The 25,482-nt window shown below is 64.4% G+C and carries 21 protein-coding genes; 13 read left to right on the top strand and 8 right to left on the bottom strand.

Going from position 1 to position 25,482, the window contains the following annotated elements; genetic code table 11:
- Positions 1-106 precede the first annotated feature (106 nt).
- The 6 genes from FJ957_RS29545 (at position 107) to FJ957_RS29520 (ending at position 6,618) form a co-directional block, all read left to right on the top strand.
- Positions 107-1,681 (top strand): trimethylamine methyltransferase family protein, encoded by a 1,575-nt coding sequence (locus FJ957_RS29545; RefSeq protein ID WP_140705563.1) that lies wholly within the window; start codon positions 107-109, stop codon positions 1,679-1,681.
- 89 nt (positions 1,682-1,770) lie between these two features.
- A complete protein-coding gene (locus tag FJ957_RS29540) occupies positions 1,771-2,460 on the top strand; it encodes a 4Fe-4S dicluster domain-containing protein (RefSeq protein WP_140836427.1) in 690 nt (229 codons plus the stop codon).
- A 103-nt stretch (positions 2,461-2,563) separates the two neighbouring features.
- Positions 2,564-3,295, top strand: coding sequence for a dienelactone hydrolase family protein (locus FJ957_RS29535; protein WP_140836425.1), 732 nt, complete (start codon positions 2,564-2,566; stop codon positions 3,293-3,295).
- Between the two features lie 148 nt (positions 3,296-3,443).
- Complete coding sequence (locus tag FJ957_RS29530) at positions 3,444-4,004, top strand: RNA polymerase sigma factor (protein ID WP_140836423.1); 561 nt, start codon at positions 3,444-3,446, stop codon at positions 4,002-4,004.
- 2 nt (positions 4,005-4,006) lie between these two features.
- Entirely contained in the window at positions 4,007-6,193 is a 2,187-nt protein-coding gene (locus tag FJ957_RS29525) for a VWA domain-containing protein (RefSeq protein ID WP_140836418.1), read from the top strand.
- Between the two features lie 140 nt (positions 6,194-6,333).
- Positions 6,334-6,618 (top strand): hypothetical protein, encoded by a 285-nt coding sequence (locus FJ957_RS29520; protein ID WP_246685996.1) that lies wholly within the window; start codon positions 6,334-6,336, stop codon positions 6,616-6,618.
- 8 nt (positions 6,619-6,626) lie between these two features.
- Here FJ957_RS29520 and bmt read toward each other — a convergent pair whose 3' ends face one another.
- From bmt to FJ957_RS29505, 3 genes are all read right to left on the bottom strand, one after another.
- Positions 6,627-7,649: a betaine--homocysteine S-methyltransferase gene (gene bmt / locus FJ957_RS29515; RefSeq protein ID WP_140836413.1), complete on the bottom strand. Its 1,023-nt coding sequence runs from the start codon at positions 7,647-7,649 to the stop codon at positions 6,627-6,629.
- 83 nt (positions 7,650-7,732) lie between these two features.
- Positions 7,733-8,335 (bottom strand): urea carboxylase-associated family protein, encoded by a 603-nt coding sequence (locus tag FJ957_RS29510; protein WP_140836408.1) that lies wholly within the window; start codon positions 8,333-8,335, stop codon positions 7,733-7,735.
- Between the two features lie 67 nt (positions 8,336-8,402).
- Positions 8,403-9,260, bottom strand: a complete 858-nt coding sequence (locus FJ957_RS29505) for a helix-turn-helix transcriptional regulator (protein WP_140653510.1) — start codon at positions 9,258-9,260, stop codon at positions 8,403-8,405.
- Positions 9,261-9,490: 230 nt separating this feature from the next.
- Here FJ957_RS29505 and FJ957_RS29500 point away from each other — a divergent pair, with 230 nt between their 5' ends.
- A complete protein-coding gene (locus FJ957_RS29500) occupies positions 9,491-10,501 on the top strand; it encodes a fatty acid desaturase (protein WP_140786281.1) in 1,011 nt (336 codons plus the stop codon).
- A gap of 77 nt (positions 10,502-10,578) precedes the next feature.
- Positions 10,579-11,406: a PhnD/SsuA/transferrin family substrate-binding protein gene (locus tag FJ957_RS29495; protein ID WP_140836405.1), complete on the top strand. Its 828-nt coding sequence runs from the start codon at positions 10,579-10,581 to the stop codon at positions 11,404-11,406.
- On the opposite strand, the gene FJ957_RS29490 is transcribed toward FJ957_RS29495, so the two are convergent.
- The 5 genes from FJ957_RS29490 to FJ957_RS29470 form a co-directional block, all read right to left on the bottom strand.
- Entirely contained in the window at positions 11,374-12,714 is a 1,341-nt protein-coding gene (locus FJ957_RS29490) for a Xaa-Pro peptidase family protein (protein WP_140836403.1), read from the bottom strand. The two genes, FJ957_RS29495 and FJ957_RS29490, sit on opposite strands and share 33 nt — an antisense overlap.
- Positions 12,715-12,729: 15 nt before the next feature.
- Positions 12,730-14,241, bottom strand: coding sequence for a glycosyltransferase family 39 protein (locus FJ957_RS29485; RefSeq protein ID WP_181180761.1), 1,512 nt, complete (start codon positions 14,239-14,241; stop codon positions 12,730-12,732).
- 85 nt (positions 14,242-14,326) lie between these two features.
- On the bottom strand, positions 14,327-16,909 hold the full coding sequence (locus FJ957_RS29480; RefSeq protein ID WP_140836399.1) for an FAD-dependent oxidoreductase: 2,583 nt from the start codon (positions 16,907-16,909) through the stop codon (positions 14,327-14,329).
- Complete coding sequence (locus FJ957_RS29475; protein WP_246685999.1) at positions 16,906-17,367, bottom strand: DUF559 domain-containing protein; 462 nt, start codon at positions 17,365-17,367, stop codon at positions 16,906-16,908. Before FJ957_RS29475 ends, FJ957_RS29480 begins: the two co-directional genes overlap by 4 nt.
- Before the next feature lie 162 nt (positions 17,368-17,529).
- Entirely contained in the window at positions 17,530-19,107 is a 1,578-nt protein-coding gene (locus tag FJ957_RS29470) for a trimethylamine methyltransferase family protein (protein WP_140785868.1), read from the bottom strand.
- A 200-nt stretch (positions 19,108-19,307) separates the two neighbouring features.
- Here FJ957_RS29470 and FJ957_RS29465 point away from each other — a divergent pair, with 200 nt between their 5' ends.
- From FJ957_RS29465 to FJ957_RS29445, 5 genes are all read left to right on the top strand, one after another.
- Entirely contained in the window at positions 19,308-20,480 is a 1,173-nt protein-coding gene (locus FJ957_RS29465) for an MFS transporter (protein ID WP_140836395.1), read from the top strand.
- A gap of 94 nt (positions 20,481-20,574) precedes the next feature.
- Positions 20,575-21,735, top strand: a complete 1,161-nt coding sequence (locus FJ957_RS29460; RefSeq protein WP_140836393.1) for an MFS transporter — start codon at positions 20,575-20,577, stop codon at positions 21,733-21,735.
- Positions 21,736-21,808: 73 nt separating this feature from the next.
- On the top strand, positions 21,809-23,878 hold the full coding sequence (locus FJ957_RS29455; RefSeq protein WP_140836390.1) for a prolyl oligopeptidase family protein: 2,070 nt from the start codon (positions 21,809-21,811) through the stop codon (positions 23,876-23,878).
- Positions 23,879-23,924: 46 nt separating this feature from the next.
- Positions 23,925-24,047: a hypothetical protein gene (locus tag FJ957_RS29450; protein WP_041003987.1), complete on the top strand. Its 123-nt coding sequence runs from the start codon at positions 23,925-23,927 to the stop codon at positions 24,045-24,047.
- A gap of 52 nt (positions 24,048-24,099) precedes the next feature.
- The gene (locus FJ957_RS29445; protein ID WP_140785864.1) at positions 24,100-25,479 is read left to right on the top strand and encodes an aspartate aminotransferase family protein; all 1,380 of its coding nucleotides are present in this window, start codon (positions 24,100-24,102) and stop codon (positions 25,477-25,479) included.
- The last annotated feature ends 3 nt before the right edge of the window (positions 25,480-25,482 follow it).

Raw genomic sequence — 25,482 nt, 5'->3', positions numbered from 1 at the left:
GGCGCTGGCTGGCCGTTTCCAATAGGGTGCATGGCTACGATCCGGGCAAGAAGCGGCAGCGATGGGCCGCGGGCCAGTTCAGGCCAGATTTATAGGAAGAACGATCATGAGCGATAACGCGGCAGTCGAGCAGGAAGCGTCGGGCGGACGGCGCGGACGCGGCGCCAGCGGCGGCGCGGCGGCACGCCGGGCTGCCCGTTCGGGCGGCGGTCCGGGCACGCAGCTCACCTACATCAAGCGCAAGATCAACGTCTACGAGGTCCTCAACGAGGAAGGCCTGGCGCTGATCGAGAAGAACACCGACACGGTGCTGGAAGAAATCGGCATCATCTTTCGCGACGACGCCGAAGCGCTGGCGCTGTGGAAAGAAGCGGGTGCCGACGTCAAGGGCGAACGCGTGCACTTCCCCAAGGGCCTCTGCCGCTCGCTGTTGAAGACCGCCCCCTCTATCTACACCCAGCATGCGCGCAACCCGGAGCGCTCGGTGCAGATCGGCGGCAATGCGACGGTGTTCGCGCCGGTCTACGGCCCGCCTTTCGTGCGCGACCTCGACGGCAACCGCCGCTACGCGACCATCGAGGATTTCCAGAATTTCGTGAAGCTCGCCTATATGGCGCCGTCGATCCACCATTCGGGGGGCACGGTGTGCGAGCCGGTCGACGTGCCGGTCAACAAGCGCCATCTCGACATGATCTACGCGCACATCCGTTACTCGGACAAACCGTTCATGGGCTCGGTGACGGCGCCGGAGCGGGCCGAGGACACGGTGGCGATGGCCAAGCTCGTGTTCGGCGACGACTTCGTCGAGAACAATACGGTGCTGACCAGCCTGATCAACGCCAACTCGCCGATGGTGTTCGACGAGACCATGCTCGGCGCCCTGAAAGTCTATTCGCGCCACAACCAGGCCTGCATCGTCACGCCCTTCATCCTGGCCGGCGCGATGAGCCCGGTGACGGTTGCCGGCACGCTGACGCAGGTGCTCGCCGAGGTGCTCGCCGGCGCTTCGTTCACCCAGCTGATCAGGCCCGGCGCGCCGGTGCTGTTCGGCACCTTCGCCTCGTCGATCTCGATGCAGTCGGGCGCGCCGACCTTCGGCACGCCGGAGCCGTCGCTGGTGTCCTATGGCGCGGCGCAGCTTGCACGCCGGCTCGGCTTGCCGTTCCGCACCGGCGGCTCGCTCTGCGCCTCAAAGGTCCCGGACGCGCAGGCAGCTTATGAGAGCGCCAACACGCTCAACTCGACGATCCTTGCCGGCACCAATTTCGTGCTGCATTCGGCCGGCTGGCTCGAGGGCGGTCTCGCCTCCTGCTATGAAAAATTCATGATGGATATCGACCAGCTCGGCATGCAGCAGAAGTTTGCCGAGGGCGTCGACCTGTCGGAAAACGGCCAGGCGATGGACGCGATCCGCCAGGTCGGTCCGGGCAGCCATTATCTCGGCTGCGACCACACGCAGGCGAATTTCCAGACGGCCTTCTACCGCTCCAACATCGCCGACAACAATTCCTACGAGCAGTGGCTGGCCGAAGGCGAGAAGACCGCCCCGCAGCGCGCCAACGAGCTCGCCCGCCGCTGGCTGGAGAGCTACGAGGCGCCGCATCTCGATCCGGCCATCGACGAGGCGCTGAAGGATTTCATCGCCAAGAAGAAGGGCTCGATGGCCGACGCTTTCACGTGAAAGGAGCCCGAGTCAGGCCGGGCTAAAGTGGCCGACATCATCCATAAGGAAGTCTGGCGGAGCGCGTTCTCCGGCCCGGACCGGAAGGGATGACTTTTTCCCGCGGCACGGTCGAGGAGATTGCGGCCGTGCTCGCGGCCAGTGGCCTGATCCTTCGCGGCGGTTTCAGCTTTGGCGATGACGCGGTTGCACCGGCCGGACCTTCTGGCGCTCCGGCCAAATCGATGCTTTTGGTCGGGCAAGCAGGCGCGGCGCCATGGCCGTATTTTCAGCGCTGGCTGGAACAGCAGGCGAGGGACATCGCCAATCCGCTCGACTCTTGGTCGCGCGCGGTGATCGGCTCGGTCGCGCAACGCTGCGGCGCCCGCGCCGTGTCGCCTTCAGACCGGCCCTATCTGCCGTTCCAGCAATGGGCGATGCGGGCCGAAGGGCTGAAACCGTCGCCGCTCGGCGTTCTGATGCACCCCCAATATGGGCTATGGCATGCCTATCGCGGCGCATTGCTGTTCGAGGACGAGATTTCTCTTCCCGAACCTCATGCAGCGATTCATCTCTGCGACACATGTGTCGCAAAACCCTGCCTGAAATCCTGTCCGGTGGACGCCTATTCCGCGCAGGACTTTGCCCATGAAGCCTGTCTCGACCATGTTCGCGGCTCCCGCGGCGAGCCCTGCCGGGTGGGCGGCTGCCTCGACCGCAACGCCTGCCCCTATGGCACAAGCTATCGCTATCCGCCGGAGGTGCAGGCCTTTCATATGGCGGCCTTCGCGCGGCTCTAGGAGGCAGGCCGGCCGCACGAAATCTTGAACGGCCTGGTCCGGGAATGGCTTGCCGGAACGGCGCGTGCCGATATCTAACGCGCGACAGGCAACGGAGAGCATCATGACTGGAAAGCAGATCGAGTTCGAAACCAGGGACGGCAAGGCAAAGGCTGGCCTTTTTCGACCGTCAACCAAGGCCAGCGCCGGCGTCATCCTTTATATGGACGCCTTCGGGCCGCGCCCGGCGCTTGACGAGATGGCCGAGCGGCTCGCCGGCCACGGCTATGCCGTGCTGGTGCCCGATCTTTTTTACCGCAACGCGCCCTACGGTCCGTTCGACGCCAAGACCGCCTTCACGGCGGAGGAAACCAAGACCAAGCTGATGGCGCTGGTTGCCGGCACCACGCAGGAAATGACCATCCGCGACAATGCCGCCTTCCTCGATGCGCTCGCCGCCGAAGGGGTTGATGGGCCGATCGGCGTCGTTGGCTATTGCATGGGCGGCGCGCGGGCGCTCAATGCGGCCGCGACCCACCCCGACCGCATCGTCGCCGCGGCAAGCTTCCACGGCGGCAATCTCGCCAGCGACGCGCCCGACAGCCCGCACCGCAAGGCGGCCTCGATCGAGGCGCGCGTCTATGTGGGGGTTGCCGGCGTCGACCGCAGCTTCCCGCCGGAGCAGTCGGCGCGGCTGGCGGAAGCGCTCAGGGTCGCCGAAGTCGATCATGTCATCGAGAATTATGTCGGCGTCGGCCATGGCTGGTGCGTCAAGGACCACAGCGTCTATGACGAGGCGGGTGCCGAGCGCCATTGGAAGCGGCTGGGGACGTTCTTCAAAGAGACGTTGGGGTAAGCGATCTTCTGGCCTATGGCCGCGCTGCCCCTCATCCGTCACTTCGTGACACCTTCTCCCCCGTAAACGGGGTGAAGGAATGTTTGTGAAAAAAAATCTTTGCATCGCCCCAAGGATTGGCCATTAGCCTTCGTCCAACAGGCAAATGATGGCGATGATGCTGGACGACAGCGAAGCCTCCGATGCCGAACTGATCGGGCGGGCGAGGGGTGGAGACAGGGGGGCTTTCGGCAAACTGCTCGAAAGGCACTATGGCTTCGTCTATCGCGCCGCCTATCGCTGGTGCGGCAGGAAAGCCGATGCCGAGGACATAGCCCAGGACGTCTGCGTGCGGCTTGGCCGCGCAATCCGCGACTATCAGGGCAGCGGCGCCTTCACGACATGGCTCTATGCCATGACGCTGAACGCGGCGCGCGACATGATGCGCAAGCGCGCCCGCGACACCGCCAGGACCGATGCCTACGGCGCCTATACGTCGATTGCCGGCGAAGCACCGGCTGAGGCCGACGATCCGACCGAGGCGCTGTGGGCGGCGGTGCGGATGCTGCCAGACAAGCAGCGCGACGCGGTTCTGCTGGTCTATGGCGAAGGTCTCAACCACGCCGCGGCGGCGGAGGTGATGGCGATCTCGGAGGCGACGGTTTCCTGGCACATCCATGAAGCGAAGAAACGGCTGAAGGTGCTGATGCGTTCAGCCGGGGAAGTGTGACCATGGTCGACGACAACGAACTCGAAAGGCTGCGCGATATCGCCGTACCGGCGCCGGACGGCGTGGCGAAGGCGCGTGCGTTCACCGCCGCGATGCAGGCTTTCGACCTCGACGAAAAAATTTCCGCGGTCTCCCAAGGAACGTCCGCAGGCCTTCGTCTCACGGAGCGAGCAAGAATGCTCTGGAGAGACATCATGCAACGGAAACTCATTGCCACGCCGGCCATCACCGCGCTGGTCGCGCTGCCTATTGCCGGCTATGCCGCTTTCGAGATGCTGAAGGAACAGCCGCGGATCATCGGCGGCAACGGCACCGTCACCGAGACGGTGGCAGACAAGCCGGGGGCGCAGAAGCCGGAACAGCCCGCGGTCAACGAGCCGCTGGCAGCGGCGCCCGCCAAGGAAAAGAAGACCGACGCGGACGCCGAGACCCGGGCCAATTCACAGGCGGCGCCTGCGGCGCCGAAGCCGGCGACAGAGGTCGACACCCTGTTCAGGCAGGAGGCGACGCCGGCGGCCAAGCGCGCCTTGCAGGCTACGCCGGCGGAGAGCGGCCAACTCGCGGCCGGCGGTAAGGACGGGTCGTCCAATAGGGTAATCATGTCCATGACGCCGCCTGGCGTCGACGAGGCTGAGCGGGCCGACCAGGCGCCGGCGGGCGCCGCGACCACCATGCCGCAGTCTCCCCCCGCAATGGCCGATTCCAAGCTGATGGTGCAGCCCGCGCCCATGCCGGCCGACCAGCTGCAGCCGCAGGAGGAAAACCGCGATCGCATCGAGACCTTCAAGACCAATCCGGTGCATGAGACCGCGCAGGATCCGGTCTCGACCTTCTCGATCGATGTCGACACGGCCTCCTATTCCTTCGTGCGGCGCTCGCTGAAGGAAGGCGCTCTGCCCGACCCGGACACGGTCCGCGTCGAGGAGATGATCAACTACTTCCCCTATGACTGGAAGGGCCCCGAATCGGCTTCAACGCCGTTCAACTCGACCGTCACCGTCATGCCGACGCCGTGGAACGAGCACACCAAGCTCATGCATGTCGCGATCAAGGGTTTCGACGTGAAGCCGGCCGAACAGCCGAAGGCCAATCTGGTCTTCCTGATCGACGTGTCTGGGTCGATGGACGAGCCGGACAAGCTGCCGCTGCTCAAGTCCGCCTTCCGCTTGCTGGTGAGCAAGCTGAAGGCCGACGACACCGTTTCGATCGTCACCTATGCCGGCAATGCCGGCACTGTGCTGATGCCGACCAAGGCGACCGAAAAGCAGAAGATCCTTGCTGCCATCGACAATCTGGCGCCCGGCGGCTCGACGGCCGGCGAGGAAGGCATCCGCGAGGCCTACAAGCTTGCCCAGCAGTCCTTCGTCAAGGACGGCGTCAACCGGGTGATGCTGGCCACAGACGGCGATTTCAATGTCGGCCAGACCGATGACGACGACCTCAAGCAACTGATCGAGAAGGAGCGCAAGACCGGCGTGTTCCTGTCGGTGTTCGGCTTCGGACGCGGCAATCTGAACGACCAGATGATGCAGACCATCGCCCAGAACGGCAACGGCACGGCAGCCTATATCGACACGCTGGCCGAAGCCCAGAAGGTGCTGGTCGAGGATGCCTCCTCGACGCTGTTCACCATCGCCAAGGACGTCAAGATCCAGGTCGAGTTCAACCCGGCCAAGGTCTCGGAATACCGTCTTGTCGGCTATGAGACCCGCGCGCTCAAGCGCGAGGATTTCAACAACGACCGCGTCGATGCCGGCGATATCGGCTCGGGCCATTCGGTGACGGCTGTCTACGAGATCACCCCGAAAGGCAGCGGCGGCGAGCAGGTCGACCCGCTGCGCTACGGCCAGGCCAAGGTCGACAATAGCGGCGTCGCCAATGCCGACGAATATGCCTTCGTCAAGATCCGCTATAAGCTGCCGGACGAGGATGTCTCGAAGCTCATCACCACGCCGGTGACCGCCGCCAACGAGGTCTCGTCCTTCGACGCGGCCGGCGCCGACCAACGCTTCTCGGTCGCGGTCGCGGCCTTCGGGCAGAAGCTGCGCGACGAGGATCAGACGGCGAATTTCGGCTACGACCGGATCGCGGAGATCGCCAATGCCGCGCGCGGCGCCGATCCGTTCGGCTACAGGGCGGAGTTCCTGTCGCTGGTGCGCCTGGCCTCGTCGCTGGACGGCAACAAGTAGGCAATTGCGGATTGAAGGAAGGCCCGGCGGGAGAAAATCCCGCCGGCCTTTTTGCGATCGTTAAACTGCGCTGCTTTTCCGGAACCTCGCCGCAACGAGCTTCTGTTAGTCAATGCTGATAGAGATTTGAGGGATCAGCAGTGCATATCACGACAATTGGGAACGCGAACTCGACGGCGCTCAATGCCCCGGTGCGCGGACCGTCTGCTCCTTCAGCGGAATCCGCGCGCATCAGGAACGATGTCGACGCGGCGCGCAACACAGCGCTTTCGGCCCTCAACAACGACCGTTTTCGCGTGATGCTGGAACAGATCACCGACCCCGGCGCATCGGGCGCCCTGATGACGATGGGCGCCGACAATCAGGGCAGTGCCGGCACCGATCTCAATACCGCGCTGTCGCGCTACGCCGAAAACAGCAAGTAGAAACCATATCAGGCGCGGCTGCGCCGGCGCTCGCGGCGGGCTTCGCTGGTCTCGGCGGCGTTTGCCGTCGCCACCTTGTTGCGCATCGGGCCGATGCGCTCGACGATCGTCTCGACGGTCGGGCGGGTCGACTTGGTGTGCGCGTCGAGCGCATTGCGCATGGCGGCAAGGTGCGCGAACGAGGTGCCGCAGCAGCCGCCGACAATCCTGGCGCCGGCATCGACCGCCAGCCGCACATAATCGGACATCAGCTCCGGAGTGCCGGAATAATATATCTCCGCGCCGCGGAATTCCGGAATGCCGCAATTGCCCTTGACGATCACGGTCGCGTCCGGCTTCGCCTCGGTCATGTCGAGCAATGAAGCCAGGATATCGGAAGCACCGACGCCGCAATTGGCGCCGACGCCGAGAGGGGCCTGCGACAGGCCATCGGCGACGGTATGGATGTCCTTCGGCAGCAGGCCCATCATGGTGCGGCCGGCCGTGTCGAAGGAACCGGTATAGGTATAGGGCAGGCCGACACGGATGGCGGCTTGCGCCGCGGCGCGGATCTCGTCCGGCGCCGACATGGTCTCGATCCAGGCGACTTCGGCGCCGCCGGCCTTCAAGCCCTCGATCTGTTCGGCGAAGGCCTCGACCGCATCGTCGTAAGTCATGGCGCCGAGCGGCACCAGCAATTCGCCGGTCGGGCCGACGGAGCCGGCGACGATGACCTTGCGGCCGGCCTTGTCGGCGACGGAACGGGCAATCTCGGCGGCGCGCTTGTTCAACTCGTGAACGCGATCCTGCGCATGATGCAGCTTGAGCCGGTGGCGGGTGCCGCCGAAGGAATTGGTCAGGATGATATCGGCGCCGGCATCGACGAAATTCTGATGCAGGCTGGCGATCGTCTCGGGCGAAGTCTCATTAAGCAGCTCGGGCGCCTCGCCGGCCTCGAGACCCATCGCGAACAGATTGGTGCCGGTGGCGCCGTCGGCCAGGAGCACGCCCTTCTCGGCAAGCAGGGCGTCAATCGGGTTGGTCGCGGTCATGACTTTGACTTTCGTGTTCGAATTCAAATAACGATATAAAGAAGTCTTTATGTCCAGTCAACGAGCTTGCGACCGCGAAGGCCTTACGAAGCCGGAGTGATCTCGACTTCGATCTCGGTGCAGGCATCGCCGTTGGTCGGGTGGTGATCGACCGAGCAGGCGGTGACGACAAGCAGCAGGTCCTGTTCGGCGCGCAGCGTCACGTAGCCGCCCGGCGGATTGATCGATGCCTCGACCACCAAAGTCCCGTCAGGCTGCGGCATGGAGTTCTGGAAGAGATCGACCGGGTCGGGCGCGAAGGGCAGTTCGATGCCTTCGGCGCCGAGCGCCTTCATCAGATTGTCGCGGCAGTTCGGATGGTCGGGCAGGCCGGCCCGTTCGTAGAGCGCGCTGTCGCAGGCCGGGTAGAGCATGTCGTGCGGTCCGGGCGAGGCGTCCTCGATCAGCGTCAGCACGATCTTGCCGGCGGTGCTGTAGAAATGGTCGCCGGGTTTCGGAAACAGCCGCTCGGTGATGTCGCGGGTCTGCGAGGTGCTCAGCCAGTCGAGCCTGCCTTCGGTCGAGAAGGCCCAGAGGTCCGAGACCTGCTGACCCTTGGGATCGACGATGCGGATCAGATCGCCGCGCCTGACGCGCATGGAACGGCCCGACTGAGGAGGAACAACGATGTGACGAGGTGCTTGCATGGGTTTTCCGAAACGGTGAGCGGCGCCGGCCTATGGCCGATCGCCAAGATGGCGCCGGTGGAGCCGATTAGACAGAGCCTGACGGGAAGGACATTGCGGCCAGCTTCTGCGCAAAACTCGCCGCCTCATGTGCGTTGATGTCGGCAGCCCGGATCAGATTGTCGAAATGGCTGGTGAGCGTTCGGACCGGCTGGGTGGCGTTCAACACCAGGTACATGTCGCCGACATAGATAGCGGCGCGATAGGGGCCGAAGATCGTATACGGGATCGAATAGCGCATGCGGCCGTCATAGAGAAACAGCCGGAAAGTCGGGTAAAGGTCGTCGAGCAGCGTTGCCATGTGCAGCAATTGCTTGCGCCGTTCGGCCTCCGGGAAACGGTCCCAGACACCGAGACCGCGCGCGAAAATCTCCAGCGTATGGCGCGGCATGCAAACCTCCATATCGGTCTCCGGGCGCCTTGTGTAGTCGATGCGGTATTGCGTCTCGCCGGCTTGCGCCTCACGGCTCTTGTTGGTGATGCCGGCCTCGTATTCCACCAGTGCCTCGGTGCGCAGAAGGTCTGGAATGCCGGCGGGCACGTAGCGGATCTTCGTGCCGGCGGCCTCGGCATGCCATTTGGCCAAAAGCGTGCGGTCGAAGCCGTCGGGCGCCTCCTCGATCTCCAGGCTTTCTCTTATTTCGCCGGTGACGCCTTCGTCCTGGCTCAGGCCAAGCAGCCAGTCGAGCGACACCTTGAACTCGGCGGCGATGTTGAGGAGGGTCTCGGCGCGGGGCAGGCGGGTCGAGGCGCCGGACAGCAGTTGCGACAGCGCCGAACGGTCGATCCCCACCGCTGTCGCGAAGGCCGACTGGTTCAAGTCGGACCGTGTCAAGAGCAATTTCAGGCGCTCCCGAAAGGTCGTCGACAGATCGCGCTTGTCCACCACGCTGCTCCTGCTTCGGAGAGGAAAAATTTGCGCCGGAGCGTGGCTCAGGCGGAAATGAATCCCCATGTTTGTTTACAATGTATAACATATGCAGCCAGAAATGCGCATTCGCAACAGTTTGTGCGCATTGTCGCGTTGATGTAACGGCAGGCTCCTGACACAATGTTGTCAGGAATCGAGTTGGTTCCGGCGACTGGAGGGCAGTGGTCGATAGCATGGCAAGAAGCATGAATACCGGCATGAAGAGACGTAGCAGCGCACCGGCGGTCGAATGGCCGACGGTCTTCCTCACACTCTTCTGCTACGGCGCATGGCTCGCCGTCGGCTTCCTTCTGTGGCCATCCCATCCGCTTTTGGCGCTTGCCGTCCTGCCGTTTATCCTGGCTTTGCAATCCTCGATCATGCACGAAGTGCTGCATGGTCATCCGACCCGCAACGCCAGGATCAATGAAGCCTGCGTCTTCCTGCCGATCGGCATGGTGTGGCCGTTCCGCCGCTTCAAGACCATCCACCTTCGCCATCATGCGGACGAGCGCCTGACCGATCCGCTCGACGATCCTGAGAGCTATTACCAGGCGCTTTGGATGCATGACGAGCTGCCACCGACAATGAAGCTTCTGCTCAAGATCAACAACACCATGATCGGCCGCTTCGTTCTCGGTCCGTGGTTGTCCTCGGTCGGTTTCTTCATCGACGACGCCAAGCAGATCCTCGCCGGCGACAAGGCGATCCGCAAGGCTTGGCTGCTGCATGCCATCGGTCTCGCGGTTGTGGTGCCGATCGTCACGTTTGGCTTCGGCATTCCGCTGTGGCTCTATATCCTGGTGCCGGTGTGGCTCGGCCAGTCGCTGATCTCGATCCGCACCTATGCCGAGCACCAGTGGTCGGAGCATCCGGAAGGGCGCACGGTGATCGTGGAGCGTTCGCCGCTCTCCTTCCTGTTCCTGAACAACAACCTGCATTTCGTTCATCACAAGAGCCCGACCATTGCCTGGTACAGGTTGCCGAAGCTGTTTCGCGAGCGGCGCGAAGAGTGGCTGCGGATGAACAACGGTTATGCCTATCCGAACTATTTCGCGATGCTGAAAGCTCACGCTTTCAAGGCCAAGGAGCCGATCGTCCACCCGGTACTGCGGCGCGCGCCGGAGCCCGGTCGCGCCTTCAAGCCGCGGGTCAGGGCGCGCAACGTCAATGGGCTCGGCACGGCCCCGGTTCCGGCGAAGCCGCCGAAAGAGTAGTTTCGACTTTCCGCGACCGCTTTTTTCGCGGCGGAACGCAGGCGCTGAAGATTGCCTGTCTTTGAAAGCCATTCGACATGAGCAAGTACGTTGCGGCCCTGCCGATGTATGACTGGCCAGAGGCGCGTGGCGAAGTCGACGCGCAATGGGCGCGGCTTCGCGATGCCTTCCGGCAAAGAGGCATCAATGCGCCGGAGGCGGTCGTGCGCAGCAATCGCGAACTGCCGCCGGTGCCTGGCGGCATTCGCGATGACGCCGGCAAGCCGATCGCGCCCGACCCGGCGACGCTACCCCCGGACGAGTTCGATTTTCACCAACTCTGGCTGAGCCCGGCGCTGCTCTTCGGGCAAACATGCTGGGGGCCGATGGAACTCGGCCTCGCCCTGCATGTGCAGGTGATTGCCCAGCCAAGCTACGATGCATTCGAGGGCGGGCAGGGCGAGCTTTATTCCAGCGCGTTGGTGATGGCCGCGGACGGCGGACCGTCAGTCGCCTCGCCGGCGGATGGCAAGGCTGTCATCCCGCTCGATCTCATTCGCGGCAAACGCTTCACCTTCAACGATCCGGACTCGATGTCCGGGCTGATCGGGCTGACGCGCGACCTGGAGGCCATGGACAAAAGCCTGGACATCTTCGCCTCACGCAGCGAAAGCGGCGGCCACCGGTCGTCGATCGTGGCGGTCGCGGAAGGCAGGGCCGATATCGCGGCCATCGACTGCGAAAGCTGGGCGCTGGCGCAGCGTTTCGAGCCGGCGGCGAAAGGCGTGAAGGTGGTCGGCTGGACGGCGCGGCGCAAGGGCCTGCCCTACATCACCGCCAGAACCACGCCGGAAAGAATCATTGCCGCGATGCGCGAGGTCGTCGAAAGCGGATCAGAGCAGCCGCTCGTCCAGCGGGTAGGCTGACAGCTTCTCATTGCCGCTTTCGGTGATCAGGATCTGCTCCTCGATCTTGACGCCTTCGCGTCCGCCAAGCCTGCCGATATAGCTTTCGACGCACAGCACCATGCCGGATTCGAGCATCCCGTCCGGCGTGTCGGCGGTCCAGTCGCCGGCATGCGGCAGTGTCGGATATTCGTCCGCCAGGCCGACCCCGTGATAGAGCACGCCGTAGCGTGTCGGATAGCAGTCGTGCGGCGGCACCGCCGAGCGCTCGACGAGGTCGCGGAAGGAGATGCCCGGTCGCATCAAATCCGCATTGTGGGCGATCTGGCCGACGGCGATGCGGAACAGGTCGCGCTGCTCGTTCGACGGCTGCCTGTCGCCGCAAAGCCAGGTGCGCGAAAGATCGGCGCAGAAACCGTAGGGACCGATCAGGTCCGTGTCGAAGGCGACGAGGTCGCCGTCCTCGATGACGCGCGAGGAGCATTCCTGGAACCAGGGATTGGTGCGCGGTCCCGAGGACAAAAGACGCGTTTCGATCCATTCGCCGCCGCGCGCGATGTTGCCTCGATGAAGCTCCGCCCATAACTCGTTTTCGGAGATGCCCGGCTTCAGCGCCACTTGCATCTCGCCCATCGCCGCCTCGCAGGCAACGATCGAGCGGCGCATGGCGAGGATCTCGTCCGGCGATTTGATGAGGCGTGCATTCTCCATCACCGCCTCGCCGTTGCCGACGGAAATCCCACGACGGGCGAGTTCTTCCACGCCTTCGGGATTGATGTGGTCGACGGCGATGCGGCGGTTGCCGCCGCCATGCTCGGCAACGAGTTCGGCGATGTCCGCGCCCCAGCGCCGGACCTTCTGCTCGGTAAGCTCGCCGCTGTAGAGATACATCCACGACACGGCCGGGCGCACCTCGTCGACGACACCCGAATGGTCGGACAGGTGCTCGCAGGAGAAATAATCGAACAGCACCACCGGCCCTTCGGTGGCGACGAAACAATGGCGTGTCGGGTTGTGCGCGACCCAGAGCTGCATGTTGGTCGAGTCCGTCGCGTAGCGGATGTTGACCGGGTCGTAGAGCAGGGCGCCGGCATAGTCGCGGCGCTTCAGCTCGGCACGAATGCGGTCCAGCCGGTATCTGCGCGTGGCGGGCAGATCGGGCGCGGCGATGCCGGCGGCGGCCCATTCCGCCTCAGCTGTCTCGCCATAGCCCAGCACATGCTGGTTGAGCGAGGCCGCCTTCCCGCGCGAGGCCTCGCGCAGCGCTTCGACCGAGCCTGGTTCGAAGGGCATGATCTTGCGGTGGCGGCCGAAGCGTTGCGTGTCCATTCGTTCCCCTGAAACCTACTGCGCGGCCTTCTTGTGCAGTTTGGTGATTGTGACCTTGCGCGGCGGGAAGCTGAGTGCCTGCGGCACTTCAATAGTGCGGTGGACGGTGTCCATCGCGTAGCCGGCCCTCGCCAACTCTTCGAAGACGTCCGAGGACGATTCCCTGTCGTCGGTAAGCACAAGCACCGCCGGTTCGCGGATCGATCTGGCGAAATCCGGCGTCTCGTCGTCGAGCGCGATGAGACCGGCATCGACCAGGCGCAGATTGCCGACCCAGAACCAGCTCGAGACCACGGTCTTGACCGGCCCGTCGGCATTGATCTGGTCGTAGAGCGACCGGTAATCCATGCGCACGATACCGCCGCGGCTGTCGCCGCCATGCAGGTGCATGTACCAGCTCAGCGGCAGTACAAGGATGGCAAGCACTGCGCCGACGAAGACGATGGTGGCTTGCGTTTTCCGGCCCTTCTGGCCCATGGCGTCGAAACGCATGGCAAGGGCCGCGGGCAAGAGGATAAAGACGGGAAGCATCCAGCGGTCGCGAAACTGCGTGATGCCGGCTGCCAACACGACCGTCACCATGACCAACAAGCCAAGGACGATCGCCCGCCACAACAGCTTTTCCGGCCATCTTACCGGCTGAGGCGGCTCCGTCCGTTTCCTTGTCGCCAGGACATAAGCGACGGCAAAAATCGCTACCGGCAATACAGCGAAATTGGCGATCGCATTGACCAGTCTGCGGATGCCGAGAAATGCCGTATGCGCGACGCCGCCGCCTTCGGCCACGCCCAGGCCCCCTTGATGCGAGAGCAGATCCTCCAGATGCGTGAGGCTCCAATAAAGCGTCGGCAGGCAGGCCAGGACCGCCAGCGCCACGCTGATCAGGAAACGGCGGTCGAGGATCGCCTGGCGCGTTTCGCGAACCGAAAGAGCCGCCAGGAACAAGGCGGCGAGGAAGATGACGATGTTGTATTTCGACAGCATCGCGGCAGCCGCCGCCAGGCCCAACAACGCGTAGGCGATGGCCGATCGCCGCTTCTCGACCTCGACCAGCGCCAGAAGCAGCACCGAGGTGAAACAGAATATGGCGACCGAGTGGGTGAGGGCGTGCTGCATCTCCCAGAAAATCTGTGGAAACAGAAGCAGCCCGAACATGCCGGCCGTAGCGGCGCGGTTCGAGTAGCCGAGGCGGCGTATGGCGGCGAAATAGGCGACCAGCCCCGCGGCCAGCAGGCCGTATTTGACGATCTTGAGGGCAAGGACGCTGGTTCCGACCAGCGAGGCCGCGAGCATCGCCAGCCAGGTGTACAAAGGCGGCTGCGAACTGCCGTAGCCGGCGGCCAGGAACCGCATTTCCATCAATTGCTCGGAATCGTCGACGCCGACACCCGTGCCCGCAGCATGGGACAACAGGGCCATCACGACGATCTGGGTCAGGCAGTAGAGGAGGACCGAGGCGACCGCGGCGCTGAATGGACCGACCCGTTCATCGCACAGCCAATCGGTCCATTTCTCTAGCTGCCGCAAGGGGGTGGTCTTCTCATGCTGATGCGCCGGTAGCGGGCTCGGACCATGCCATAGCAACCGACGCAATCCAACAATTCGTAGGGCTTCAGGTCCGCATCTTCTCGCCGCTCGGGTCGAAAGGCGGCTCGACATTGATGCGGGCCGGGCGGCGATGGCCGAGGATTTCGATCTCGAACAGGCCGGCGCTCTCGTCCTCGGCAAGGGCCGCGGGGACATAGCCCTGCGCCATCGACTTCTGGACGTAATGCGCGTAGCCGCCCGACGTGACCCAGCCGACGACGCGCCAGTCCCCGTCGACGATGCCGCGCACGGCGGAAGCGCCTTCCGCGGCTTTCGAGCCACGCACTTCCTTGCCGGATGTGTCGAAGCGCGGCGCGCCATAGCCATGCGGCTTCTCGACCGTGCCGTAGTCCTTGCCGACCTTGGCCCAGATCGGCTCGTCGCCCATCACGTCGGCATCCGCCGCGTCTACGATGAAGGAGACCCGGCGCAGCTTCGGCCCGTCGGCATGCTCCTTCGCTGACGCTTCGCGGCCGATGAAGTCGTTCTTCTCGAGCTTGATGAAGCGGTCCATCGAGCCCTCGAACGGTCCGTAGATCGGGCGCAACTCGCGGAACCAGGTCGGGAAGTTCTTTTCCAGGCGCATCGACAGCAGAGCGCGCATGCCGAAATCGACCAGGCCGAATTCCGCGCCCGCTTCCTTGATCGCCTTGTAGACCAAGCGTTGATAGGCGGGCGCCATCCAGATCTCGTAGCCGAGGTCGCCGGTATAGGTGATGCGGTTGACCATGCAGGGCGCGCCGCCGACCGCCATCTCGCGGAAGTCCATGAAGCGGAAGGCCTTTGTCGACACGTCGACATCGACCAGCTTCTGCAACAGGTCGCGCGACTTCGGCCCGGCGATCGACAGGCCGACCAGCGTCTGGTCGAAGCGGTGGATGCGCACCTCCGACGCCCTTGGGCCGTCCTTCGGCAGGTGTTTCTCGAACCAGCGCATATGGTATTTCTGCGCGGCGGAAGAGCCCCAGATCATGAAGCGGTCCTCGCCGGTCTTGGCGATGGTGAAGTCGCCGATCAGCTTTCCGAATTCGTTGACCATCGGGGTCAGCACGATACGGCCGACCTTCGGCATGCGGTTGGTCATCAACCGGTTGAGGAAATCCTCCGCGCCCGGTCCCGAGACCTCGTATTTGGCGAAGTTGGCGATCTCGGTGACGCCGACCTTGTCGCGCGTGGCGCGCACTTCCTCGCCGATCGGTCCGAAATCGTTGGAGCGGTGGAAGGAGACGATGTCCTTGGGCTCCGTGCCCTTCGGCGCGAACCAGAGAGGCGTCTCCAGGCCCCAGGAGTCGCCCATCACGGCATTGTTGGCGAGCATGATGTCGTAGAGCGGGGTCGTCTGCGCCGGGCGGGCGGCGGGAAGCTCCTCGTTGGGGAAGCGGATCGAGAAGCGGCGCGAATAATTCTCGCGCACCTTTGCGTTGGTGTAGCGCAGGCTCGCCCATTCGCCGAAGCGGGCGACGTCCATGCCCCAGACGTCGAAGCCCGGATCGCCATGCACCATCCAGTTGGACAGCGCCAGGCCAACGCCGCCGCCCTGGCTGAAGCCCGCCATGACGGCGCAGGCGCACCAGAAATTGGTCAGGCCCTGCACCGGACCGACCAACGGGTTGCCGTCCAGCGCGAAGGTGAAGGGGCCGTTGATGATCTGCTTGATACCGGCCTTCTCGATGCCGGGGAAATGCTTGAACCCGATTTCCAGCGACGGCGCGATGCGATCGATGTCGGGTTGCAAGAGCTCATGGCCGAAATCCCACGGGGTGTTGACCGGCGACCACGGCTTGCAGGCCTTCTCGTAGGTGCCGAGCAAGATGCCGTTGCGCTCCTGGCGGGTGTAGATCTCGCCCTTGAAGTCGAGCACGCCGATCATCTCGCGGCCGGTCGACTTGTTGAATTCCTCGACCTCAGGCATCGGCTCGGTCAAGAGGTACATGTGCTCCATGGCCAGCACCGGCAGCTCGACGCCGACCATGCGGCCGATCTCGCGCGCCCACAGGCCACCGCAATTGACGACATGCTCGGCATGGACGGTGCCCTGTTCGGTGACGACGTTCCAGGTGCCGTCCGGCTGCTGCGTGAGGTCGACGACGCGGTTGCGCAGCACGATCTCGGCGCCGAGCTTCTTCGCAGCCTTGGAGTACGCGATGGTTGTGCCGGACGGGTCGAGATGGCCTTCGACCGGGTCCCACATGGCCCCTACGAAATTGGTCTCGTCCATCAGCGGGAACATCGCCTTGGCTTCCGAAGGCGTGATCAACTCGGTGTCCATGCCGAGATAGCGGCCCTTGGCGTGGGCCAGCCGCAGGAAGTCCATGCGCTCCGGCGTGTCGGCCATCATGACGCCGCCGGTCAGGTGCAGCGAGCAGGACTGGCCGGAAATCTCCTCGATTTCCTTGTAAAGCTGCACGGTGTAGGCCTGCAGCTTGGCGACGTTCGGGTCGCCGTTCAGCGTGTGGAAACCGCCCGCCGCATGCCAGGACGAGCCGGAGGTCAGCTCCGAGCGCTCGATCAGCATGATGTCGGTCCAGCCGGCCTTGGCGAGGTGATAGAGCACCGAGCAGCCGACGACGCCGCCGCCGATGACAACCGCTTTTACGTGGGATTTCATGAAGATAGGTCCGTGTTTGAAAATACTGGTTCGAGTGATCGAGGGGTGAAAACAAAACGGAGATCCGATGCCGCGATGTTTTCGGTCAGCCTCCCGTCAAGCGCGGCGAGGATGGTTTCACAGACGGAAGCACGATGTTTCAGGACGTCATGGTTCCAAACACGCAGGATCGAGTAACCTTCGGCCTGCATGAAGTCGTCGCGGCGCCGGTCATATGAGCTGTCGGCATGTTGGGATCCATCGACCTCCACGACGAGCCAACGCTCGCGGCAAGCGAAGTCCGCAAAAAAGGGGCCGATGGAGAATTGGCGCGTGAAGCGATAGCCGCCGAGCTTGCGTGCCTTCAGTTCAAGCCAAAGCAATGCTTCCGCCTGGTTGCCGGCTTGCCGCAGATTTCGCGCCCGCTGGGTCGTGCCAACTTTGCGGCGACTGCGGGTTTGAGCAGCGCCTTCCCCCACTCCGTCGCCGCTTCGCGGCGCCACCTCTCCCCCCTCCGGAGGGAGAGGAAGGGCGCCAACTGGAATCGCCTCGCGCCTTTCCTCTCCCCCGTCGATCGGGGGAGAGGTGTCGAGCGCAGCTCGACGGAGTGGGGGTCGACTATTCATCCTCAACACAGATGATCAGAAATCCGTCGGCGCGCCGCCTTCGGCGCGGCGCTTCTCGACGAAGTCATTGAGTTCCTCGCGGATGGCCGGATCCATATAGGGCTCCTCGTAGGAGGCAAGGCGCTCCTTCCAGACCTTGTTGGTCCGCTCCATCGCCGTCGGCGAACCAGCCTCGGTCCAGGTCTCGAAGTTGCGCCAGTCGGACACGATCGGCGAATAGAAGGCGGTCTTGTAACGCGCCTGCGTGTGCGGGGTGCCGAAGAAATGGCCGCCGGGACCGACCGACTGGATGGCGTCGAAGCCGAGCGCGTCCTCGGAGAGGTCGAGCGGGGTGAGGAACTCGGCCACCATCTGCAAAAGATCTATGTCGAGGATGGTCTTTTCGTAGGAGCAGCGCAGGCCGCCTTCAAGCCAGCCGGCGCCGTGCATCATCAGGTTGCCGCCGCCCTGGATGGCGCCCCACAGCGAGAACACGCTTTCATAGGCGGCCTGGGCGTCGACCGTGTTGGCGGCGCAGGTGTTGGAGGTGCGGTAGGGGATGTTGTAGCGGCGGGCAAGCTGGCCGCCGACAAGCTGCGCCTTCATATATTCGGGCGTGCCGAAGGCTGGCGCGCCGGACTTCATGTCGACATTGGAGGTGAAGCCGCCATAGCCGACCGGCGCGCCCTTCTTCACCATCTGCGCGAAGGCGACGCCGGAGAGGGCCTCGGCGTTCTGCTGCACCAGCGCGCCGGCGACGGTGACGGGCGCCATGGCGCCCGACAGCGTGAACGGCGTGACGATCACGACCTGGCCCATGCTCGACATCTGGATGATGCCTTCCATCATCGGCACGTCGAGCTTGAGCGGCGAATTGGTGTTGATGATGGTGAAGACCGAAGGCTCCTGCATCAGTTGCTCGCGGCTGATGCCGCGTGCGATGCGGGTGATCTCGATGCCGTCGACGTTGCGCTCCTTGCCGAGCGAATAGATGTGGAAGACCTTGTCGGTCAGCGTGGCGAGATCGCGGATGCATTCCAGGTGCCGGACCGACGGATGGATGTCGATCGGCTCCACCGGATAGCCCCCGGTGCAGTGCAGGATGTTGTGCATCTGCGCGAGGCGCAGGAAGTTGCGGTAGTCGGCCTGGTTGCCGGGCCTGCGGCCGCGGTCGAGGTCGGAGCAGTTCGGCGCCGACGCCATCATCGACAGGATGACGTTGTTGCCGCCGAAACGCAGATTGTGCGCCGGGTTGCGGGCATGCAGCGTGAATTCCGACGGACAGTGCGAGACAAGCTCGAGGATCATGTCGCTGTCGAAGCGCACGCGCTCCGAGCCTTCGCGCACGTCCGCGCCATGCGCCTTCATGATGCGGCGGGCTTCGTCGTGCAGGACGTCGACGCCGATCTCCTTCAGCACGCGCAGCGAGGCGAGGTGGATCGATTCCAATTCGTCGTCGGACACGAGCCTGGTCGGCGACAGCGGGTTCTTCAGCTGCCGGAAGGCGGGCTGCTCGAAAGCGGCCGAGCCGCCGGCGCGCTTTCCCGCGCGGCCGCCACGGCGGGCGCGATCTGTTGCCAATGCCGGTTCGGCGGGATGGAGGGCGGCAGTCATGAGAAGCCTCGTGAGGATGCGAAATTGGCGGCATAATGAACTGGCGGCAATGTCGCCGGTGAGGAGGCGGCGACCACTAGGGCGAGGGAAGCGACATGACGGAAGGGGAGCGGACTGGATCGCCGAATTGCTTCCGCTGAGGCATCAGGAGGGCTCTCGCCACTGATAATGATGCCGTGATTGTTCAAGTGCGAGCCACGATGACCGCTTCCGTCCAGACCGCCGAAGATCGACCGCAATGGGCAGCCCTTGCCGGGGTCACGGCCGCGCTCGCCATGTTCGGCGCGGCGCAAGGGTTGAGCTCGCCGCTGTTCACCCTGCTGATGCAGGGCCAAGGCTTTTCGCCGGGCTTGATCGGACTGTCCGCGGCCATGATGCCGGTCGGGCTGATCCTGTCGGCATCCTTCGTGCCGGCGGCCGTGCGGCTGGTCGGCGCGCGAAACCTGGCGGTCGGCTGCTCCCTGCTTGGTGCACTGTGCTTCCTGGCTATTGGCTATCTGCAGAACTGGGTCGCCTGGTACGTCATCCGCTTCATCATCGGCGTGGTCATCAACCCGCTCTATGTGCTTGGGGAGGTCTGGGCGCTGTCACTGGCGCCGCCATCGCGGCGCGGGCGTGTCATGGGCGTGTTCAACACGCTGATGGGCGCCGGCTACGCGGCGGGGCCGTTTACCCTGACCCTTGTCGGCACCGCCGGCTGGGCGCCTTTCGGCGTCGGCATTGCCGGTTTCGCCCTTTGCGCGGTCATTCTGCGCCTCGTCTCCTCCAAGCTCACCGGTTTCGAGGACGATGGCCAGCCCGCCGGTAGTCTTGTCGGTTTCGCGCGGCTCGCACCGGCGCTGCTTTTGGCCGTGCTGGTCTCCGCCGCCGTTCAGCAGAGCACTTATGCGTTGGTGCCCGTCTTCGGCGCGGGCTACGGCCTGCCCGAAGCGGCGCTTGCCGCCCTGGTGATGATGCTTTCGCTGGGCAACATCGTCCTGCAGATCCCGCTTGGCCTGCTCGCCGAACGCTTCGGCGGGCGGCCGATGATCCTCGCCTGCGCGGTGGCGACGACGGGCTGCGCGATCCTGTTGCCGCTGCTGATCGCCACGCCGCTGATCTGGGGCGTGCTGCTGGTGATGGGGGCGGTCGGCTACGGCGTCTACACGATGGCGCTGGTCGAGCTCGGCAGCCGCTTCAAGGGCTCGCTGCTGGTCACCGGCAATGCAGCCTTCGCGTTGCTGTGGGGCGTCGGCGGCATTGTCGGCCCGCCCGGCGCCGGGGCCCTGATGCAGGCGATCGGCCCGCTCGGGCTGCCTGCCGTCATCGTTGGGCTCGACGTTCTGCTGGTGGCGTTCGCCTTGTACCGTACCTTGCAGCGTCAGCGCTCCTGACAGGGACTGGCTGGAACATGCGCTTTCGCCGCCAGTTGGCTCTTACGGCAGCCGGCCATACCGGCTAAGCCTCCAGGCGATTGGAGCAAGACCGATGGCTCTGGCTGGTTCGGAGAGCGGCGAGACGGTGCAGTGGGCCGCGATCACCGGCGTGATCGCGACCGTGTCTGTCTTCGCCATCGCGCAAGGACTTTCCTATCCGCTCCTCAGCTTCATCCTGCAGCGTCAGGGCGTTTCGCCGGCGATGATCGGGCTGTCGGCGGCGATGACGCCGGTCGGCTTCATCCTGTCCTCGCCGCTGATCCCGGGATTGGCGCGCCGGTTCGGGGCAGGGCGCACCGCGCTCACTTGCGCCGCGCTCTCGGCGCTGGTGTTGGCGCTGGTCGGCTGGACACAAAATGTCTATCTGTGGTTTCCGCTGCGCCTCCTGATCGGCGTCGTGACCAACCCGCTCTATGTCTTGAGCGAAATCTGGGTGATTGCGCTAGCGCCGCCGGCGCGGCGCGGCCGCGTCATGGGCATCTATTCGACAATCATCTCGGCGGGCTTCGCGACCGGCCCGCTCTGCCTGCTTGCCGTCGGCACCGAAGGCTGGCCGCCTTTCCTGGTCGGCATTCTGGCCTTCCTCTTCTGCGGCGGTTGCCTGGCCGTGGTGGTGAAGCGGCTGCCGAAGGTCGACGAGGCCGATAACAAGGTGTCGGTGCTGGGCTTCATACCCTTGGCCTGGTTGCTTCTGTCGGCGGTCGTGGTCGCGGCCGGGTTCGAGCAGGCTATACTCGCGCTGCTGCCGGTCTATGGAACGCATCACGGCATTCCCGAGGCGCGCATGTCGGCGCTGCTGTCAGTGATGATCGCCGGCAACATCGCCATGCAGGTGCCGCTCGGCCTCCTCGCCGAAAAACTGACGGCGCGCCTGGTGCGGTTCGGCTGCGTGGCGGTGACCATCTTTGGATGCGCGCTTTTGCCGGCGCTGATCGAGACGCCGCTGATCTGGGGCTGCGTCTTTATCTGGGGCGCCGTTTCCTACGGCATCTACACGATGTCGATCATCGAGCTCGGCGAACGCTTCACCGGCTCGGCGCTGGTCGCCGGCAATGCCGCCTTCTCGCTGATGTGGGGTTTTGGCGGCATCATCGTGCCGCCGCTCACCGGTGGCGTTATGGATGTCATCGGCGCCGCCGGCCTGCCGGTCACGCTTGGCGCAATCTGCGCGGCGCTGGCGGCGGCGACGATCGCGCGCCGGCGGGTTTTGTAATCGGTCCCGACATGGCTCTTGAATATCAAGGCAGCGAACGCGATGTAGGCGGGGCCGCCAGATTGAGACCTGCATGACCAGCACGATGACCAGAACCCAGCCCGAGTTGACCGCCAACGATCCCTACCTCTGGCTTGAGGATCGCAACGGCAAGGAAGCGCTGGACTGGGTCCATCGCCAGAATGCGCTGGCGGTCGCCGAACTGCAGGGCGATCCTTCCTATCAGGCGACATTCGAAACCGCGCTCGACCTGATGACCGCGGAGGACAATATGCCGGTCGGGGCCGCGCTTGCCGGCTACGTCTATAATTTCTGGCAGGACAAGACCAACGCGCTTGGACTGTGGCGGCGCACGTCCGTCGCTTCCTACAAGACCGACAAGCCGGAGTGGGAGACGATCATCGATTTCGACCAACTCTCGGCGAAGGAAGGCATCAAATGGGTGTTCGGCGGGGCGAGCCGGCTCTATCCCGATTTCAACCGCTGCCTGCTCCACATGTCGCCCGATGGCGGCGACGCCAGCGAGATGCGCGAGTTCGATATCGCGACGAGGTCCTTTGTCGATGGCGGGTTTTCCGCGCGCGCCTCCAAGTCGGGCTTTTCCTGGCTGGACAAGGATACCGTCATCGTCTCCGCCGCTTTCGAGGAAGACGACAAGACGCAGTCCGGCTATCCGCGCGTGATCAAGCTGTGGCGGCGCGGCACCAAGCTCGAGGACGCGACGCCGATCTTCGAAGGCGAAAAGCACCATCTCGCGGTCGGTGGCGGCGTGGAGCATGACGGCGACAAGCGGCATGTGCTGCTCGGCAAGACGCTCGACTTCTTCACCTCGCACAGTTTCCTGCGGCTGGCTTCGGGCGAGAACCGGCGCATCCCGCTGCCCGACGACGCCACCGACACGGCGATCTTCAAGGGCCAGCTTATCTTCGGCGTGCGCAGCCCCTGGACGGCGCCGGACGGCACGCGCTGCCTGCCGGATGGGCTCTATTCGGTTGATTTCGATCGCTGGATTGAAACGGGTGCGTTCGAACGGATCGAGACGCTCCTCGAACCGGAGCACCGCGTTTCCATTGCGGGCCTCGCCAGGACGCAGGACCGGCTGTTCATCAACCTGATGGACAATGTGCGCGGTAAGGTCATCGCCTGCGACCGCGCCGCAGATGGCTGGTCGCTGAAACGGATCGCGCTGCCCGACAACGGCAATGTCGGCATCAGCCATGTCGAGCATTTCGGGTCGAGCGTCTCCTTCTCCTTTACCGATTTCCTGACGCCAAGCTCGATCATCTGGTCGGACGACAATGGCGAGACGCTTAAAACGGTGAAGTCGCAGCCGGCCCGCTTCGACGCCTCGCCTTATGTTTCGGAGCAGTTCGAGGCGCGCTCGAAGGACGGCACGATGATCCCGTATTTCGTGGTGCGGCGCCGCGACCAGAAAGGGCCGGTGCCGGCATTGCTCTACGGCTATGGCGGTTTCGAGGTGCCGTTGCTGCCGGGCTATGCCGGCATCCGCGGCAAGCTCTGGCTGGACAAGGGCAACGCCTATGTCCAGGCCAACATCCGCGGCGGCGGCGAGTTCGGTCCGGCCTGGCACCAGGCCGCGCTCAAGGGCAAGCGCCAGAACGCCTTCGACGATTTCGCTGCCGTCGCCGAGGATGTGGTCAAGCGCGGCATCACCACGGCGGCGCAGCTCGGCATCCACGGCGGCTCCAACGGCGGCCTGCTCACCGGCACGTCGCTGACGCAGCGGCCGGAGCTGTTCGGCGCCGTCATCATCGACGTGCCGTTGCTCGACATGCTGCGCTACACCGAACTGCCGCCCGGCGCCTCGTGGATCGCCGAATATGGCGACCCGTCGAAGCCGGAGGAGGCGGCCTGGCTCGGCGCCTATTCGCCCTATCAACATATCGCGGCCGATGCCGCCTATCCGCCGGTGCTGTTGATGACGTCCACCGCGGACGACCGGGTCCACCCCGGACATGCGCGCAAGATGGCGGCGCGGCTGCAGGAGGCAGGTCACGGCCAGACGCTGTTCTTCGAGGAAACCGAAGGCGGCCATGGCGGGCGCGGCGACCGCCGGCCGCAAGCGGCGCAGACGGCGATGCGCTATATGTTCCTCAAGCGGTCGCTCGGCAAGACTGCCTGACTGGAACCGCTTGAATTTTGGGGCTCAGGCGGCATAAGCTGCCGCCATGATCCGCTTCAGCACATCAGGCGCCTTCGGGGTCGCGGTGACGCCGTCACCGCGGACGTTGCGCGCCGAGCTTTTGCGGCTGTGCGCCCGCATCGGCTATTCGCCGCCTGCCTTCCTCTGACGAATCCGCCTCCGGCTCCCGCCGGATTGGTTCAAGAGGAAAGATCAAACCCATGACCTATCAGAATTATTCGCTGAAGCAGCTTCAGCAGATCGATGCCGCGCATCACCTTCATCCCTTCACCGACCACAAGGAACTGCGTGAGGCAGGCTCGCGCATCATCACCCATGCCAACGGCCCGTTCATCTACGATGCCGACGGCACCGAAATCCTCGACGGCATGGCGGGCCTGTGGTGCGTCAATGTCGGCTATGGCCGCGACGAGCTGGCCGAGGCGGCTTACGCGCAGATGAAGGAGCTGCCTTACTACAACTCCTTCTTCAAATGCTCGACTCCCACTCCGGTGTTGTTGTCGAAGAAGCTGGCGGAACTCGCGCCCAAGCATGTCAGCCAGGTCTTCTACGGCTCGTCCGGCTCGGAGGCCAACGATACGGCGCTCAGGCTCGTCCGCCACTATTGGGCGCTCGAAGGCAAGCCCGAGAAGAACCGCATCATCTCGCGCAAGTCGGCCTATCACGGCTCGACGATCGCCGGCACGTCGCTGGGCGGCATGGAGCCGATGCACAAGCAGCTCGGCGGCGCGGTGCCCAACATCGTCCATGTGATGATGCCCTATGCCTATGAGCTCGCTCTGCCCGGCGAAAGCGACCATGATTTCGGCATCCGCGCGGCGAAGGCGGTCGAGGATGCAATCCTCGAAGCCGGCGCCGACAAGGTCGCCGCCTTCATCGGCGAACCGGTGATGGGCGCGGGCGGAGTGAAGATCCCGCCGATGAGCTACTGGCCGGAAGTCGAGCGCATCTGCCGCAAATACGATGTGCTGTTGATGCTGGACGAAGTCATCACCGGCTATGGCCGCACCGGCGAGTGGTTCGCGGCACAGACGTTCGGGGTCGAGCCCGACACCATCACCACCGCCAAGGCGCTGACCTCGGGCTACCAGCCGCTGTCGGCGCTGCTGGTCGGCGATCGTGTGGCGAGGACGCTGGTCGAAAAAGGCGGCGAGTTCTATCACGGCTACACCTATTCCGGTCATCCGGTGGCCTGCGCGGTGGCGCTCAAGAACCTCGAGATCATCGAGAAGGAAGGGCTGGTCGAGCGGGTCAAGAACGACACCGGCCCCTATTTCGCGCAGGCGCTGCAGGAACGCATCGCGGGCCACAGGCTGGTCGGCGAGGTGCGCTCGATAGGCCTGATGGGCGCGATCGAGATCGTCAAGGACAAGGCGACCAAGGAACGCTATCTGCCGTCAGGAAGCGCTGCCGTCGTCGTGCGCGACCATGCGGTCGCGAACGGCATGATGATGCGGGCCACCGGCGACACCATGATCCTGTCGCCGCCGCTGATCTGGACGCGCGACACGATCGACATGGCTTGCGAGCGCATTGCCAAGGCGCTCGACCTGGCGGACGCGGACCTGCGCAAGCGCTGAAGA

The sequence above is a fragment of the Mesorhizobium sp. B2-4-6 genome, from assembly GCF_006442775.1.
GTDB lineage: Bacteria > Pseudomonadota > Alphaproteobacteria > Rhizobiales > Rhizobiaceae > Mesorhizobium.
This window is presented reverse-complemented; position numbering and strand designations above follow the sequence as displayed.

What these genes read in the sequence shown, in the direction of transcription:
- FJ957_RS29450 (WP_041003987.1), top strand. Translation starts at nt 23,925, where the DNA reads ATGATCCGCTTCAGCACATCAGGCGCCTTCGGGGTCGCGGTGACGCCG.
- FJ957_RS29500 (WP_140786281.1), top strand. Translation starts at nt 9,491, where the DNA reads ATGAATACCGGCATGAAGAGACGTAGCAGCGCACCGGCGGTCGAATGG.
- FJ957_RS29470 (WP_140785868.1), bottom strand. Translation starts at nt 19,107, where the DNA reads ATGACTGCCGCCCTCCATCCCGCCGAACCGGCATTGGCAACAGATCGC.
- FJ957_RS29495 (WP_140836405.1), top strand. Translation starts at nt 10,579, where the DNA reads ATGAGCAAGTACGTTGCGGCCCTGCCGATGTATGACTGGCCAGAGGCG.
- FJ957_RS29445 (WP_140785864.1), top strand. Translation starts at nt 24,100, where the DNA reads ATGACCTATCAGAATTATTCGCTGAAGCAGCTTCAGCAGATCGATGCC.
- FJ957_RS29545 (WP_140705563.1), top strand. Translation starts at nt 107, where the DNA reads ATGAGCGATAACGCGGCAGTCGAGCAGGAAGCGTCGGGCGGACGGCGC.
- FJ957_RS29510 (WP_140836408.1), bottom strand. Translation starts at nt 8,335, where the DNA reads ATGCAAGCACCTCGTCACATCGTTGTTCCTCCTCAGTCGGGCCGTTCC.
- FJ957_RS29525 (WP_140836418.1), top strand. Translation starts at nt 4,007, where the DNA reads ATGGTCGACGACAACGAACTCGAAAGGCTGCGCGATATCGCCGTACCG.
- FJ957_RS29535 (WP_140836425.1), top strand. Translation starts at nt 2,564, where the DNA reads ATGACTGGAAAGCAGATCGAGTTCGAAACCAGGGACGGCAAGGCAAAG.
- FJ957_RS29540 (WP_140836427.1), top strand. Translation starts at nt 1,771, where the DNA reads ATGACTTTTTCCCGCGGCACGGTCGAGGAGATTGCGGCCGTGCTCGCG.
- FJ957_RS29465 (WP_140836395.1), top strand. Translation starts at nt 19,308, where the DNA reads ATGACCGCTTCCGTCCAGACCGCCGAAGATCGACCGCAATGGGCAGCC.
- bmt (WP_140836413.1), bottom strand. Translation starts at nt 7,649, where the DNA reads ATGACCGCGACCAACCCGATTGACGCCCTGCTTGCCGAGAAGGGCGTG.
- FJ957_RS29480 (WP_140836399.1), bottom strand. Translation starts at nt 16,909, where the DNA reads ATGAAATCCCACGTAAAAGCGGTTGTCATCGGCGGCGGCGTCGTCGGC.
- FJ957_RS29530 (WP_140836423.1), top strand. Translation starts at nt 3,444, where the DNA reads ATGGCGATGATGCTGGACGACAGCGAAGCCTCCGATGCCGAACTGATC.
- FJ957_RS29490 (WP_140836403.1), bottom strand. Translation starts at nt 12,714, where the DNA reads ATGGACACGCAACGCTTCGGCCGCCACCGCAAGATCATGCCCTTCGAA.
- FJ957_RS29460 (WP_140836393.1), top strand. Translation starts at nt 20,575, where the DNA reads ATGGCTCTGGCTGGTTCGGAGAGCGGCGAGACGGTGCAGTGGGCCGCG.
- FJ957_RS29455 (WP_140836390.1), top strand. Translation starts at nt 21,809, where the DNA reads ATGACCAGCACGATGACCAGAACCCAGCCCGAGTTGACCGCCAACGAT.